The sequence below is a fragment of the Terriglobus tenax genome, from assembly GCF_025685395.1.
Lineage (GTDB): Bacteria > Acidobacteriota > Terriglobia > Terriglobales > Acidobacteriaceae > Terriglobus > Terriglobus tenax.
The window spans coordinates 1194406-1207905 of sequence record NZ_JAGSYA010000004.1 but is presented as its reverse complement, the minus strand read 5'-3'; the positions used below and the strand labels follow the sequence as shown (position 1 = coordinate 1207905).

13 protein-coding genes and 1 other RNA gene are annotated in these 13500 nt (G+C 59.4%); 10 read left to right on the top strand and 4 right to left on the bottom strand.

What is annotated here, in order from left to right; genetic code table 11:
- The first annotated feature begins 88 nt into the window (after nucleotides 1-88).
- Nucleotides 89-438: a transfer-messenger RNA gene (ssrA, locus tag OHL13_RS10465) on the top strand.
- A gap of 320 nt (nucleotides 439-758) precedes the next feature.
- Here the strand turns inward: ssrA and OHL13_RS10460 are convergent.
- A complete protein-coding gene (locus OHL13_RS10460) occupies nucleotides 759-2018 on the bottom strand; it encodes an acyltransferase family protein (protein ID WP_263410070.1) in 1260 nt (419 codons plus the stop codon).
- A 512-nt stretch (nucleotides 2019-2530) separates the two neighbouring features.
- Here OHL13_RS10460 and OHL13_RS10455 point away from each other — a divergent pair.
- Entirely contained in the window at nucleotides 2531-2758 is a 228-nt protein-coding gene (locus OHL13_RS10455; RefSeq protein ID WP_263410069.1) for a hypothetical protein, read from the top strand.
- A 153-nt stretch (nucleotides 2759-2911) separates the two neighbouring features.
- On the opposite strand, the gene OHL13_RS10450 is transcribed toward OHL13_RS10455, so the two are convergent.
- Complete coding sequence (locus OHL13_RS10450; RefSeq protein ID WP_263410068.1) at nucleotides 2912-3349, bottom strand: RidA family protein; 438 nt, start codon at nucleotides 3347-3349, stop codon at nucleotides 2912-2914.
- 185 nt (nucleotides 3350-3534) lie between these two features.
- On the opposite strand from OHL13_RS10450, the gene OHL13_RS10445 reads away from it, so the two are divergent.
- The 5 genes from OHL13_RS10445 to OHL13_RS10425 all read left to right on the top strand — a co-directional run bounded on the left by OHL13_RS10445 (nucleotide 3535) and on the right by OHL13_RS10425 (nucleotide 8478).
- Nucleotides 3535-4848 (top strand): Gfo/Idh/MocA family protein, encoded by a 1314-nt coding sequence (locus tag OHL13_RS10445; protein WP_263410067.1) that lies wholly within the window; start codon nucleotides 3535-3537, stop codon nucleotides 4846-4848.
- Between the two features lie 188 nt (nucleotides 4849-5036).
- Nucleotides 5037-5954 carry a 3-keto-disaccharide hydrolase gene (locus OHL13_RS10440; RefSeq protein ID WP_263410066.1) on the top strand — a complete coding sequence of 306 codons (918 nt, stop codon included), beginning with the start codon at nucleotides 5037-5039 and terminating at the stop codon, nucleotides 5952-5954.
- A gap of 80 nt (nucleotides 5955-6034) precedes the next feature.
- Nucleotides 6035-7246, top strand: coding sequence for a hypothetical protein (locus OHL13_RS10435; RefSeq protein WP_263410065.1), 1212 nt, complete (start codon nucleotides 6035-6037; stop codon nucleotides 7244-7246).
- Between the two features lie 117 nt (nucleotides 7247-7363).
- Nucleotides 7364-7699 (top strand): PilZ domain-containing protein, encoded by a 336-nt coding sequence (locus tag OHL13_RS10430; protein ID WP_263410064.1) that lies wholly within the window; start codon nucleotides 7364-7366, stop codon nucleotides 7697-7699.
- Nucleotides 7700-7701: 2 nt separating this feature from the next.
- Nucleotides 7702-8478, top strand: coding sequence for a response regulator transcription factor (locus tag OHL13_RS10425; RefSeq protein ID WP_263410063.1), 777 nt, complete (start codon nucleotides 7702-7704; stop codon nucleotides 8476-8478).
- 74 nt (nucleotides 8479-8552) lie between these two features.
- Here OHL13_RS10425 and OHL13_RS10420 read toward each other — a convergent pair whose 3' ends face one another.
- Together OHL13_RS10420 and OHL13_RS10415 are read right to left on the bottom strand one after the other, a co-directional pair.
- Nucleotides 8553-9110: a tetratricopeptide repeat protein gene (locus tag OHL13_RS10420; protein ID WP_263410062.1), complete on the bottom strand. Its 558-nt coding sequence runs from the start codon at nucleotides 9108-9110 to the stop codon at nucleotides 8553-8555.
- 110 nt (nucleotides 9111-9220) lie between these two features.
- The gene (locus tag OHL13_RS10415; protein ID WP_263410061.1) at nucleotides 9221-9832 is read right to left on the bottom strand and encodes a DUF4254 domain-containing protein; all 612 of its coding nucleotides are present in this window, start codon (nucleotides 9830-9832) and stop codon (nucleotides 9221-9223) included.
- A 23-nt stretch (nucleotides 9833-9855) separates the two neighbouring features.
- Here OHL13_RS10415 and OHL13_RS10410 point away from each other — a divergent pair, with 23 nt between their 5' ends.
- The 3 genes from OHL13_RS10410 to rfaD all read left to right on the top strand — a co-directional run bounded on the left by OHL13_RS10410 (nucleotide 9856) and on the right by rfaD (nucleotide 13492).
- Nucleotides 9856-10926, top strand: a complete 1071-nt coding sequence (locus tag OHL13_RS10410; protein WP_263410060.1) for a glycosyltransferase family 9 protein — start codon at nucleotides 9856-9858, stop codon at nucleotides 10924-10926.
- Nucleotides 10927-10991: 65 nt separating this feature from the next.
- The gene (gene hldE / locus OHL13_RS10405; protein WP_263410059.1) at nucleotides 10992-12461 is read left to right on the top strand and encodes a bifunctional D-glycero-beta-D-manno-heptose-7-phosphate kinase/D-glycero-beta-D-manno-heptose 1-phosphate adenylyltransferase HldE; all 1470 of its coding nucleotides are present in this window, start codon (nucleotides 10992-10994) and stop codon (nucleotides 12459-12461) included.
- Between the two features lie 47 nt (nucleotides 12462-12508).
- The gene (gene rfaD / locus OHL13_RS10400) at nucleotides 12509-13492 is read left to right on the top strand and encodes an ADP-glyceromanno-heptose 6-epimerase (protein WP_263410058.1); all 984 of its coding nucleotides are present in this window, start codon (nucleotides 12509-12511) and stop codon (nucleotides 13490-13492) included.
- Nucleotides 13493-13500 lie beyond the last annotated feature (8 nt).

Below are 13500 nucleotides of genomic sequence, written 5' to 3'. Positions count from 1 at the left end.
GGCGTGGCGACGTGGATCATCGCATGTGGTATTGCCAGTAGATCCATGAAGGCTCTTTAGAGAGCCGATGTCATGTTCTTTGAGATGTGGGGCGTCACAGTTTCGACGGGATTGCGTGCGGTAGAGAGGCATGCCGGAGTGTGGACACCCGTAATCGCTCACAAAACTATAAGTGCCGAACCTCAATTCGCGCTTGCTGCTTAATTAACTAAGTAGCCGATCGCTCAGGCTTCGCCTACGGGCCTGTACCGATCGTCGCACAGTAGTCTGGTCTTCCCTGCTTCGCCTGGGCAGGGTGGACGAGATCCACAGGCTGGTTTCGAGCGTATCTTCGTCCGTTCTAAGCGCTCGAAACGAGACTATAGAATCGGAAAAAGCATGAAAGCTCTCTCCCGGCCGTGATTTCGGACGTGGGTTCGACTCCCACCGCCTCCACCATTCCTAATTGATCAGTGACATAGCAAAACTCCCCTGATTTTGTCGGAGAACACGGCCCGTTCCGTTAGTCCACTATTTAATAGCCTGATCTTCGTCCGCAGCCTGCTTGATCGAAGCAGGCTGCTGCGAGAAGAGCTAACCGGCTAGAACATCCATTGCCGATATCCATCAAGATATAGGAGGCATGGCCCACGCAGTTTTCGGAAGGCCGACACGGTATTGCATGGATACTCGATGACCTTCCGCGTCTTGTCTACACGTGCAAAGGGAGAGCCTGGAGGCCCGAACGGCCTCACACGGTGGCAACCTTCGGCCACCGACTATGTATGGAGTGCGGACGATATCTTCCGGCCAAGCCGAATGCCTGGTTCCTCAACAGCATTCCGTAAGAGTATTGCGAATGGAATACTTACCGCCAAGGTAATGAGAATGATCAAAGCAAGGGTTAGAAGGTCAGGAATAGACCTTAAAATCGGAAGTTTGAATTCAACCATACCAACGAAATTCAGCACCGCAAAGTGGATGATGTAAATACTGTAGCTCAATCTCCCGAGCCACACAGCCATTCGATTGGTGACAGCTGACCGTAGCGGACCACGCGCGAGAATAGCAACGCCAGAGAACGAAACACCCAAAAGAAGCGGTGCAAATGCATCGTCCCAGTGCAGCAGCGGCCCACAACAAGCAGCCAAAACAAACGCTATGGGACTCACGGCCTGCGCAGTCACAGTTGCGCCGTGCGGATTCGATTTTTCTGTAAAGATCCACGATGCGCAAATCTGGCATAACACTAAACCACACAGAATGACAGGAAGCTGGGTCGGGAACCAGTAGTAGAAATACGTGTTATTGGCAATAGCTCCATGTGCCAGAACTAGACTTATGCCGACAGACGCAACGGCAAGAACTGAAAGGAAGTAAGGACCCCATCCGCGTTGTTTCACCATGAAGCAACAGAGAGGTGCAATGAGATAGAACATCATCTCCACACCAATTGACCAGCCGCCAGGAACGACATTATTATTCGCATGCTCAACCCAAGTCTGGATAAACAGGAAGTTGGCGATTGCATCTGTTGGTGTAAAAATTGGCAAAACTGCCTTATGGCTGTGGGAGCGAAGAAAGTTTCCAAGAAGACCAAGCAACAGGTAGCCAGCAATGGCGATGTAGTACAGCGGAGCTATTCTAAAATAGCGTTTGATCAGCCAGCCGCCAAACTCCCCGGGGCGAAAATCAAAGCGACCAAGCGTATAAAAAACGGTAATTGCGCTAATTACGAAGAATAGCTGAACCCCGTACTGCCCCAGTTCTGAAATCCGTTCCAGCCAAATGGATGCGCCGGTTGCGTAGCCATCTACCCAGACCCGCTGTCCTGAGTGAACCAGTATCACCCCGATAATGGCGTAGGCGCGAAGCCCATCAAGCCATTCGAAACGCGGAGCGGTCCGGGCTGAAGCCCCGATTGTTGCAGTCTCAAGCTGAGAGCGTTGCGACACCGATTCACTCTCTCTAGAAGCACTCATCACGGTCGGAGATGAACCTTTCATGTCTATTTTGAAGGCAAGACGGACTTTCTTCAATCCAGATCCGCTACTGTTATTTGCTCACTGGGAGCAGCTTATTAAGTTTTCTGCCCTGGATGCATTGCTTGCTCAGTCTCGCATACTGGTATAGAGGTTTCAACGATCGTTTCAGCCGTCGACAGATACGGAAGGTGCCGCTTTAGATCCAGGATCGTTGCCGACCCAGTACGCCTACACAATCGTTACTGGCGCCGTAGGATGCCTTACCGACCAAAGGCCACAACACTGAAGCCGGTGCGTTTTGCGGCGACTCTCTTCTTCGCCACTGTGGTCTCTATGTGCGCTGAGACTAAGATCCTTATACTGACTCAGCTCATGCGGGCTGGACAACACCGCCGTTCTGGTAATGATAACGTTTCGAGAGGCGCCGGTCGCCGTGCTCGAACCGGCGGAGACGTAGTTTCCGTGGCATAGGTAAATGATTCTTTCAAGCCACGATGTGAGGAGTGACTCGCCCGGCAAGCAGTCTACGAAGCGACAAGCACTACGAGGAAAAGAATAAGGCCCGCGTGGCTGGTTCCTTCACCGTCGAGACTCTCTCCCCGCATCGCGTGCTGGCCGTGGATGAGAACGAGGAACTGATTGAGACTCCGGGCCAGAGCGACAGCAATATACGCGACGCGCAGGACTTCGTACAAATCATTCTGGACAACCTGAAGATGGCAGGGGTGCAGCAGGCGCACAAGGAAGACAAGATCGTCTTCACCTCCTTCCAGGATGACAAAAGACAAGAATGACAAAGGCGAAAGCGGATCCTTCGCTGTGCTCTGGATGACAACGAAAAAACAGAAGCAAAGGCCGTCTCGTTCTGAGAGATAACCCCACCCTTCGCTTCGCGAAGAATGGGGCAACAGCAGAAGCCTTCGTTAGAATGACCGTCCGTGGGGCTGTTACAGCGCGGCGATGACGTCGATCTCCACAAGACTGTCGCGCGGGATGATGGCGGCGACGGTGGTGCGGGCCGGTGGATTGGTGGCGAAGCGCGCTGAGAAGATCTCGTTCATGGCGGCGTAGTCGTCCATGTTGCGGAGGAAGACCTGCACCTTCAGCACTTTGTCCATGGAGGAGCCGGCGTTCTTCAGCTCGGCTTCGACCTGATCGAAGGCATAGGTGACGCAGGAACGGATGTCTTTCGGATTCGGTGCGTTGTAGGAGGCTTTGCCCGAGACGTACAGCACATCGCCATAGGCCACGGCCGGCGAGTAGGGCGGCTTGGGTGTGGCGTTGGGGTTGGCGGCGAAGATACGCTTGCCGGCCTTGACGGCGGCACGGCTCACGGGGGCAAGGACGGCGGTTCCTGCAAGGGCTGCAAACCAGCGACGAGTCATTGGGAGTCCTGTCTTTTTTGTGAATGTATGGGAACAGCAAGGAAGCTGGCGTCGCGACTGCGGCGCTTTGCTTCACTATAAAGGCTCAGCATAGGACATACGCCAGTTGCTCTTTGACGCCTGTTCCTCGTATACCTTTCTGGACTTGAAAAAGTGAGGTTTGTTGGATGGAAATGGATCGCCGGTTGTTTCTTCGTTCTTCTGCCATGGCTGCCGCGGGAGCGGTGACATTGCGTTCGCTGCACGCACAGACGGCGCGCATCAAGTCGCCAAACGACACGATTCAGCTTGCGCTGATTGGCGCTGGAAGCCAGGGGCAGGGCGACACGCGCTGGGCCGTGCAGGTTCCTGGAGTGAAGCTGGTGGCCGTGGCTGACTGCTATGACGGCCGCCTGGCGCACAGCAAAGAGGTGTGGGGCAATGACCTGTTCACCACGCGCGACTACCGCGAGATCCTGGCGCGTCCTGACATTGACGCTGTCCTGATCGCAACGCCCGACCACTGGCACAAGCAGGCCGCGGTGGACGCCATGAAGGCGGGCAAAGATGTGTATCTCGAGAAGCCGATGATCCACATTTACGAAGACGGTCCGGAGATCATCAAGACGGCGAAGGAGACGGGCCGCATTCTGCAGGTGGGCAGCCAGCGCGTCAGCTCGGTGGCCTATGCCAAGGCGAAGGAGCTGCTGGCCTCGGGTGCGATTGGCAAGCTGAACTCGGTGTCCGCGCGCTGGGACCGCAACTCGTCGATTGGGGCGTGGAATTATACGGTTCCCCTGGATGCCAGCCCGGAGACCTGCGACTGGCCGCGCTTTCTTGGCTCGGCCCCGAAGCATGCGTGGAGCGCGGAGCGATTCTTCCAGTGGCGCAAGTGGAACGACTATGGCTCGGGCGTCGCGGGCGATCTGTTTGTCCACCTGTTCAGCGGAACGCATTTCATTACCGGTTCCAACGGGCCGACGCGGGCAATGGCGACCGGCGCGATCCGCTACTGGAAGGACGGGCGCGACGCCAACGATGTGTTGCAGGCGCTGTTTGACTATCCGGAGGGCTTCAACCTGAGCCTGCGGGTGAACTTTGTGAACGGCGGCGAGGAGAGCGAAGGCTTTCTGTTCACCGGAGACGAAGGCACGATGGAGATTGCCGGGCAGACGGTGACGGTGACCCGCGTTCCGCATGAGAAGGAGCCGGGCTTTACCGTGGGCACCTTTACCGAGGCGATGCAGAAGCAGACGACGGCGGAGTACCGGAAGAAGTATCCGCTGACGCACCCGGAGGGCGCTCCACAGCAGACGGTGCAGAAGTTTGCGGCGGAGAAGGGCTACTCGGACAGCTATGACCACTTCAAGAACTTCTTTGACTCAGTACGCAGCCGGCGTCAGCCGGTGGAGGATGCGACCTTCGGTTTCCGGGCAGCGGGAGCGGCTCTGCTGGCGAATCGCAGCGTAGAGAAGGGAACGATGGTTCACTGGGACCCGGTGAAGATGCAGCTTGGGTAGAGAGTGAGGGCCGGTGCGTGTCTTTGCGGCACGCACCGGCTCCGACGCCGGTCGATACGACAGTTTGTCCGAAAGCACTAGGCGAAGATGAGTTTGTTCGGGTAGGATTCCGTGGCGGTATGGATGGGGGAGTTTCAGGGGCTGTGCTGAGACGACTCATTTTTGATGTTTTGGGAGGCAATTGACCGATGAAGAAGCTGTTTTCGATTCCTATGCATTTTGGCGCCGCGGCGCTGATGCTGATGGCCCCGTTGGCCGTCTCACAGGCTCCGGCGGGCGGACCACCGCCGGGATTCAATCCCCGTGGTTCGGGGCCGTATGACTATGCCGACAACACAGGATTTACGCCGCTGTTTGATGGCAAGACCCTGAAGGGATGGGACGGCGATACCGCCCTGTGGTCGGTCAAGGACGACTCGATTTACATTCATCCCAGCTGCGAGCATCCGACGGGTACGGTGTACCTGATCTGGCAGGGTGGTGAGCCGGGTGACTTCATCCTGAAGTATGACTTCAAGGGCACGGAACGCGTGAACGGCGGCATGCAGTTCCGCAGCTACCTGTCGGCCAAGCCGACGGGCACGGTGTATCCGCCTCGTCCGCAGATGGCGCCTCGTCCTCCGGCCGCTGCTGCAGGTGCTGCCGGCCAGCCTCCTCGTCCGGCGGGACCGCCGCGTCAGCCGGCGTGCGCCAACCCCGGAACGCCGCCGAGCAAGGAGTCGCAGGCTAAGTGGGATCTGTTTGGACCGCAGGCGGACTTCGACGCGCCGAATATGTGGTCGGGCATGTTCTATGAGCAGGGTGGCCGCTCGATCATCTCGCCGCCCGGACACGTGGTTCTGGCTGAGCCGGGTAAGCCGACGCTGGTGACGGCGACGGTTGCCGAGAAGGCGCAGCTGACCGAGTGGTTCAAGAAGGACGACTGGAACACCTTCATGATCGTGGCCAAGGGCAACACGGTGCAGATCTTCATGAATGGCCACCTGACGACCTCGTTCACCGACCTGGATCCGAAGTACTTCCGCGCGAGCGGCAAACTGGGTATTGAAGTGGAGTCGACCGGCGAGTACTGGGTGAAGAACGTGTATCTGAAGGAACTGAAGTAAGCGTTCCGAGCTAAGCTAGCCTTCACAGGCGCAGCATCGCCCCGCCATGTGCGGGGCGATGCTGTTTGCGGAGGAAATGGATGCTGGCAGGCTGGCGCGAACGCTTCAACAGTAGCTTTACCCCGGAGAAGTATCAGCGTTTGCAGCAGCTTCTGGAAGAACGCACCGGGACGCGGCTTCAGTTCCGCGTGGCCGAGACGCCGTGCTTTCTGGAGCCGGAGCTGTTGCAGCAGATGGTGTGTTCCGGGCAGGAGATGGCACTGCAACTGATTGGCAGTGAGCGCTATATGCAGGATTCGGCCGCCGCCGTTCCGGAGAGGTACCGGGTTCCGCAAGAGAGCCGGAAGCCGCTGTTTCTGGCGATTGATTTCGGTCTGGTGCGTGGTGAGGAGGGCCGGCTGAGTCCCCGCCTGGTGGAGATGCAGGGCTTTCCGTCGCTGTTCGGTTTTCAGAGCGTGCTGTCGCAGGCGTATGTGGATGCGTTCGAGATCGAGGGGTGCGGCTGGTTCCTGGGAGGGCGGGATGAGGACGGGTACTGGGAGCTGCTGCGCCAGGAGATTGTCGGTCCCCATGACCCGGAGCAGGTAGTACTAACCGAAGTAACCCCCCTGGAGCAGAAGACGCTTCCGGACTTCCGTGTGCATGCCGATCGGCTGGGGATCCGCGTTCTTGATATCACTTCGTTGAAAAAGTTTGGGGATGGATTGATCTATGAAACCGGGGGGCGTAAGGTCCCTGTGCGGCGAATTTATAACCGGGCCATCGTGGACGAGATGGAGCGGAAGGGCATTTCTCCGGGCTTCGACTACCGCGACGACCTGGATGTGGAGTGGGCCGGCCACCCCAACTGGTACTTCCGCATGAGCAAGTTTTCGCTGCCGTATCTGGAGCACTGGGCGGCGCCGCCGGCGGTGTTTCTGGACGACTGGATGGAGGGCCGGGGCCGGGAACGGTTGCCGGAGGACCCGGAACAGTGGGTTCTGAAGCCGCTGTATTCCTTTGCAGGTAAAGGAGTTAGCTTTGCCCCCGGAGAGATGGAGATGCAGTCGATACCGGTGAAGGAGCGGAGGAATTTCCTGCTGCAGCGAAGGATGCGTTTTGAGCCGGTGGTGGAAACCCCGGAAGGGCCGACACAGGCCGAGGTGAGGATTCTGTACCTGTGGCCGGAAAAGGGAGCCCTGGAACCGATGATCAGCCTGGTGCGGATGGGGAGGGGAACGATGATGGGGGTCGACCAGAACCGCGAGAGGAAGTGGGTCGGCGGATCGGCTGGAATCTTCCCGGAATGGTAAGAAGTGGTCAAAAAAATTGGGGTACGGGGTATTTGCAAATGAGTTACACTGGGCTCCACCGTAGTAACCAATAGAGGGCGAAGGTCACAAATGCGCTCCGATCGGCGGTAACGCGAAATGTCCTACTTGCCTCCCAGTTTTGCTCTGACCAAAGACCCGGTGCGCACCGCCGTACGGTTCCCGCTGCGTCTCCAGGTATCCCTGCAAACCCCGGAAGGTGCTCTGGACGCGGTGACGGAAAATGTTTCCGCCAGCGGCCTGCTGCTTGTGGCCCATTGGTTGCCTGCAGTCGATACCAAAGTGGAATTCACAATGGCGATGCCTTCGGCCATCATGGGAACGACTTCTGACGTCAAGGTTCATTGTGTGGGCAGGGTAGTCCGCCACCAGCAGTATGAAGCGGAGCAAAAAGCGGCAGTAGTGATTGATGAGTATTCTCTTGAGGCAAGCTGAGTATGAGTGCAAACGAAACGATCCACGATCTGGATCCAGCGGAAGGACAACACGGGGCGAGTAGCGGCATCCGGGTGATTCTGGCAGACTCCCAGGCGATCTACCGCGTAGGGATGCGGAAGATTTTCGCGGTCGAGGACGACATCCGTGTGGTGGCGCAGGCAGAAAGTCTGCCAAACCTGTATCAGGCGCTGCAGCGTTATCCGACCGATGTTGTGCTGCTGGAAGGGCAGATGATTGCCGGGACCATTGATGCGATTCCCGAGCTGGTCAAGCGCGCGCCCAACGCAAAAATCATTGTGCAGGTGGTGGAAACCGACGAGGCCAACACGGTGGAGCTGTATCGCCGTGGGGTACGTGGCGTGGTGGCCAGGTCGATCTCCCCGGATCTGCTGGTGAAGTGTGTCCGCAAGATTGCGGCGGGTGAGACCTGGATCGACAACCAGTCGATCAACTGGGTGATTGAGGCGTACCGGGCGCAGGCCACGACGCTGACCAACCCGAAGGTACAGCCGCGTCTGTCGCCGAAGGAGATCTCGATCATCTCCTGCATTACGCGTGGCATGCGCAACAAGGAGATTGCTTACCAGCTTGGCACGACCGAGCAGGTAATCAAGAACTATCTGCGGAAGATTTACGACAAGCTGGGCGTGAGCGACCGCCTGGAGCTGGCGTTATACTGCCTGCATCACCAGCTGCTGAAGAAGTACATGCAGGATGGGGACGTTCCCGCGGCTGAGGGAGCGGTGCATCCTATCGAGATTGTGGCGGCGAATTAGTCTCAGGAAGATGGGATACGGCAGAAGAGGCGTGGCCACTGGCCACGCCTCTTCTGCCGTATCCGGAGAAATATCTATGGCTCGGGATAGAGCAGTTCTGTAAAGCGCGGATCGTCGGCCATGTCCTGGAAGTCGGAGTCGGAGCGGGCCTGGATGCGTCGATGCGGATTCAGGCTGATGGAGACGGTCAGGTGCTCCAGGCAGGCGGTGAAGTCGCCGGTGATGGCCGAGAGTACGGACAGGCCATAGAGAGCGAAGTCGCTTTGCGGGTTTTTCTTCAGAATTTCGTTAAAGTGCTCGCGTGCGTCGGCATAATTGCCATCGTTCAGCAGGACCACGGCGAAGTCACAGCGTTCTTCCTCGGAGGCGAACTTTGCTGTCGCCTTCTCCGTCTGCTTGGCGCAGGCGATACGGAAGGTACGGATGCGGTCGCCGAGCTCAAAGGGCGCGGTGGGGAGCAGCTTGTCGAAGGCGGCAAGAGCCTTGTCGAACTTGCCGGACTGCATGAGCTGAACGGCAGTGGAGAACTGTTCGAGGGCCTGCTGGCGTGCAGCGTCGGGGGCGGGCTGTGCGGCGATGGTGCGAGGCATGCGGCGTATGTTGTTCGCGGGTGGGGTTTTGCTTGTGGCCATGAGGTTCCAGTTGATTCAGACGCGGGTCAACGTGCAACAGGTAGCGCCGAAAGGGGTCGTGGGTGATTTATACGCAGGATATGCCTCGAGGTCAAGAAGGAGACATCGAGCTACGAGTTCCCGCGGGTGTAGAGAACGGGATTGAGGGTGGGATCGTTGTACATCTTGAGCTGGCGGTAGAGCTTGAAGCGGCGCTGGCCGGCGAGGACGTCGGACCATAGAGCATCGAGGCAGCCGGCAAGGTCAGTCCGCTGCTCGGTGAGGGTGGCAAGCCGCTGCTGATTGCGTGCACGGTGCTCGGCGGTGATGCCGGTGCGGTCAATCTGCTCCTGCGTGTGGAAGATCTTGAGCGCGAGGATGGAGAGCCGGTCGAGGATAAGACCGGGCGTCTCGGAGTGCAGGGCGGCTTCTGGCCTGGGGAGACCGAGCGGAGCGAGCGCGTCGAGCAGGGCGCGGTCCAGTTGTTCGACGACATCGTTACGGCGCTGGTTCAGGATGTCGATGGCGCGCTTGGTGATGGCGATCTGGTCCGAGCTGGCGTTGGGGTCGCGGGCGCGGTCTTCCTCGTGCCACAGGTCAAAGTTGGCGCGGTGGAGTTGCGCGAGCAGGGCGGCGAAGGGCTCAGCCGGTGTGGCCTGCGGAGAAGCGGGCAGATGCCAGTCGCGGGTGTGCTGATCCTGTTGGGCGGCGATGGCGGAGGCGTTAAGTATCGGTGCGGACATGCTCAGCGGATATTCTATGTGCGATGACTCCAAATCACGATGTGAAGCGGGTACTGGTTTACCGTCTGGGAAGCCTTGGGGATACGCTCGTCGCACTGCCGAGCCTGCGCCTGATTGCACGTGCCTTTCCGAATGCGGAACGGCGGATGCTGACCAACTGGCCGGTGAGCAGCAAGGCTCCGGCGGCAGCGGCGGTGTTGGGGCCGACAGGGCTGATCCACGAATATATGCGTTACACGGTGGGGACGCGCAGTCCGCTGGCGCTGGCGAAGCTGGCGTGGGAGATCCGCCGCTATAACCCGGATGTGCTGGTGTACCTGGCCGCGGGGCGCGGTGTGAAGAATGCCAGACGCGATGCCGCATTCTTTCGCGTGGCGGGTGTGAAGACGATTGTGGGACTTCCTCTGACCGAGGACATGCAACGGAACCGGTTGGACGAGAACGGCATCTACGAGCCGGAGGCGGCAAAGCTGGCGCGGAATATCGATGCGCTGGGCGACGCTCGCCTGGATGAGGCGGGAAGCTGGGAGCTGGAGCTGGTTCCGGCAGAGATCGACAAGGCCGGTGCGCTGATGGAGGCGCTGGGCGATCGCAAGGTGATTGCGGTGAGCGTGGGTACCAAGGTGCAGGCCAAGGACTGGGGCCCGGAGAACTGGCGCGGGCTGATGGCGCAGATGGGGGCGGCGTATCCGGGCTACGGGCTGGCGCTTGCGGGAGCTCCTGAAGAGAGCGCGGTGAGCGAGGCTGCGGCCGATGGGTGGCGCGCGGCCGGCGGTGGACCGGTGGTGAACCTGTGCGGCAAGCTGACTCCGCGGGAGAGCGCGGCGGCCTTTGCGCGGGCTGAGGTGTTTGTGGGGCATGATTCCGGGCCGATGCACCTGGCGGCGGCGGTACAGACGCCGTGCGTAGCGATTTTCGCGGCTCGTAACAAGCCGGCGGTATGGTTTCCATATGGGCCGGGGCACCGGGTGGTCTATCACAAGGTGGATTGCTGGGGCTGTGGCCTGGAAACCTGCATTGTGGAGAAGAAGAAGTGCCTGATGTCGATCACCGTGGATGAGGTGATGAACGAGGTTCGGGCTGCCTTGGCCTAGAACAGGCTCTCGTGTGGAAATGATTGATCTTGCGCGGGATGCGATGATGGGGAGAAGGAGAGACGATGCTTCCGCAGGTTCATGAAGTGCTGGGCTTACTCGAGGGCGGATTTTCCGGTCTTCGCGTTCTGGTTGTCGGTGACATCATGCTGGACCGCTATATCCATGGTGAGGTGGAGCGGATTTCCCCTGAAGCGCCGGTACCGGTGCTGCGCCATGCACAGCGGTATGAGCGTGCAGGCGGTGCGGCCAATGTGGCGATGAACCTGGCCGGTCTGGGCGTGAAGGCGACGCTGGCGGGTTTCTGGGGTGCGGACCGCGAGCGGGAAGAGCTGATGGCCCTGCTGGACAAGGATGGCGTGAACCACGCGCCAGTGGTGACCGGCAGCCTGCCGACCATCTCCAAGACGCGCATTGTGGCGCGCACGCAGCAGATGCTGCGGCTGGATATTGAAAGCCATAAGAAGCCGATGCCGGAAGAGATGCAGCGGCTGATTGATTCGTCGGTGGCGTCGGTGGCGCAGGCGGATGCGGTGATCCTGAGCGACTATGCCAAGGGTGCTCTGTCGGAGGAGCTTTGCCATGCGGTGATCCGCGCGGCGCGGGACCGTGCAATTCCCATCCTGGTGGACCCGAAGAGCCGCGACCTGGGCAAATACTCCGGTGCGACGACGGTATGTCCGAACCTGGGCGAGCTGTCGCAGGCAACGGGTGTCTCGATTCACGAGCTGGATGAGCTGCTGCATGCGGCCGAAAAGCAGGTCGTGGAGCATGAATTCGAGTACCTGACGGTGACGATGAGCGAGAAGGGTATCCGCGTGATTCGCCCGGGGTACACATATCACTCGCCGGCGCGGGCGCGCGAGGTCTTTGATGTCTCCGGCGCGGGCGACACGGTAATTGCCACGCTGGCGGCAAGCCTTGCGGGCGGGCTGAAGATTGAGTCTGCCATTGAGCTGGCGAACCTGGCGGCGGGCATCGTGGTGGGCAAGGTGGGCACGGTGCCGATTGCGGCGCATGAACTGGTGGAACTGCTGACGCCGAGCCAGAACCTGCGTTCGGATGAGCGGGTACTGGACCGCGAGCGGATCAGGCATCGTGTGGAAGAGTGGCGCGCCGCGGGCGAGACGATAGTTTTCACCAACGGCTGCTTTGACCTGCTGCATGTGGGCCACATCACGCTGCTGGAGGACTGCCGCAAGTTCGGCACCAAGCTGGTGGTGGGTATGAATACGGATGCCAGCGTGCAGCGCCTGAAGGGACCGACGCGACCGATTGTCGGGGAGAAGGAGCGCGCGCATGTCATGGCGGCGCTGGCCGCGGTCGATGCGGTGGTGCTGTTCGATGAGGACACACCGATGGAGTTGATCCAGGAGCTGAAGCCGAGTGTTCTGGTGAAGGGTGGCGACTATCGCGTGGAGACGGTGGTGGGGCATGAAGTCGTGCTTGCCGCAGGTGGCCGCGTGGAGATTGTGCCGACGGTCGAGGGCTTCTCGACAACCAACATTGTGAAGAAGCTGACAGGCGGCTGCTGAAGGGCAGTTGTCAGTTGTTAGTGAAAGACAAAGTAGAGGAGAGCGCATTGATTATCGTCACGGGTGGTGCGGGGTTTATCGGAAGCAACCTGATTCATGAACTGAACCGGGCTGGCGAAAAAGACATCCTGCTGGTAGACAACTTTGCGCCTGCGCCGAACTGGAGCGGTCCGAAGTTTTTGAACCTGTGGGGAGCGGATTACTCCGACTACATGGACAAGCGCGAGTTCCGCGAGGCGCTGAATGCGGGCGACCTGGACAGCGTGAAGATCAAGGCGATTCTGCACCAGGGCGCCTGCTCGAACACGCTGGAAGACGATGGGCAGTACATGATGGACAACAACTTCACGTACTCCAAGGAACTGCTGCACTTTGCTACCGACCGGAAGATTCCCCTGGTGTATGCGTCGACCGCGGCGACCTATGGGTTGAGCGAGAACTTTACGCCGACCAAGGAAAACGAGAAGCCGCTGAACATTTACGGCTACTCGAAGCTGGTGTTTGATAACTATGTCCGCCAGCGGATGGACAGTTTCGAGTCGACGGTGGTGGGCCTGCGGTACTTCAACGTGTACGGCCCGCGAGAGCGCCACAAGGGCCGCATGGCCAGCGTGATGCAGCACTTCTCCAAGCAGCTGAAGCAGACCGGCGAAATCCGGATGTTTGAGGGTACGGGGACGTATGGCGATGGTGAACAGCTGCGCGACTTTGTCTTTGTGAAGGATCTTGCGCGGATCAACATGTTCTTTGGCGGGCTGCTGCCGGAAAGCCCGAAGCAGCCCGTGAAGGCCGTGGTGAATGCCGGAACCGGCAAGGCGCGGACTTTCAAGGATGTGGCCAAGGCACTGATGGCCGTGCATGGCGAGGGCAAGATCACTTTCGTGCCGTTCCCGGCGGACCTGCATGGACGCTACCAGCACTTTACGGAGGCCGATGTCACGGGCCTGCGCGCGGCTGGATACACCGACGCGATGACGGACCTGGAAGAGGGCGTGAAGCAGACCTTTGCAGAGGAGCCGCTGCAGCTTTAGCGCACACG

What these genes read in the sequence shown, in the direction of transcription:
- OHL13_RS10450 (WP_263410068.1), bottom strand. Translation starts at nt 3,349, where the DNA reads ATGACTCGTCGCTGGTTTGCAGCCCTTGCAGGAACCGCCGTCCTTGCC.
- OHL13_RS10415 (WP_263410061.1), bottom strand. Translation starts at nt 9,832, where the DNA reads ATGTCCGCACCGATACTTAACGCCTCCGCCATCGCCGCCCAACAGGAT.
- OHL13_RS10425 (WP_263410063.1), top strand. Translation starts at nt 7,702, where the DNA reads ATGAGTGCAAACGAAACGATCCACGATCTGGATCCAGCGGAAGGACAA.
- OHL13_RS10420 (WP_263410062.1), bottom strand. Translation starts at nt 9,110, where the DNA reads ATGGCCACAAGCAAAACCCCACCCGCGAACAACATACGCCGCATGCCT.
- OHL13_RS10440 (WP_263410066.1), top strand. Translation starts at nt 5,037, where the DNA reads ATGAAGAAGCTGTTTTCGATTCCTATGCATTTTGGCGCCGCGGCGCTG.
- OHL13_RS10435 (WP_263410065.1), top strand. Translation starts at nt 6,035, where the DNA reads ATGCTGGCAGGCTGGCGCGAACGCTTCAACAGTAGCTTTACCCCGGAG.
- OHL13_RS10430 (WP_263410064.1), top strand. Translation starts at nt 7,364, where the DNA reads ATGTCCTACTTGCCTCCCAGTTTTGCTCTGACCAAAGACCCGGTGCGC.
- hldE (WP_263410059.1), top strand. Translation starts at nt 10,992, where the DNA reads ATGCTTCCGCAGGTTCATGAAGTGCTGGGCTTACTCGAGGGCGGATTT.
- OHL13_RS10410 (WP_263410060.1), top strand. Translation starts at nt 9,856, where the DNA reads ATGACTCCAAATCACGATGTGAAGCGGGTACTGGTTTACCGTCTGGGA.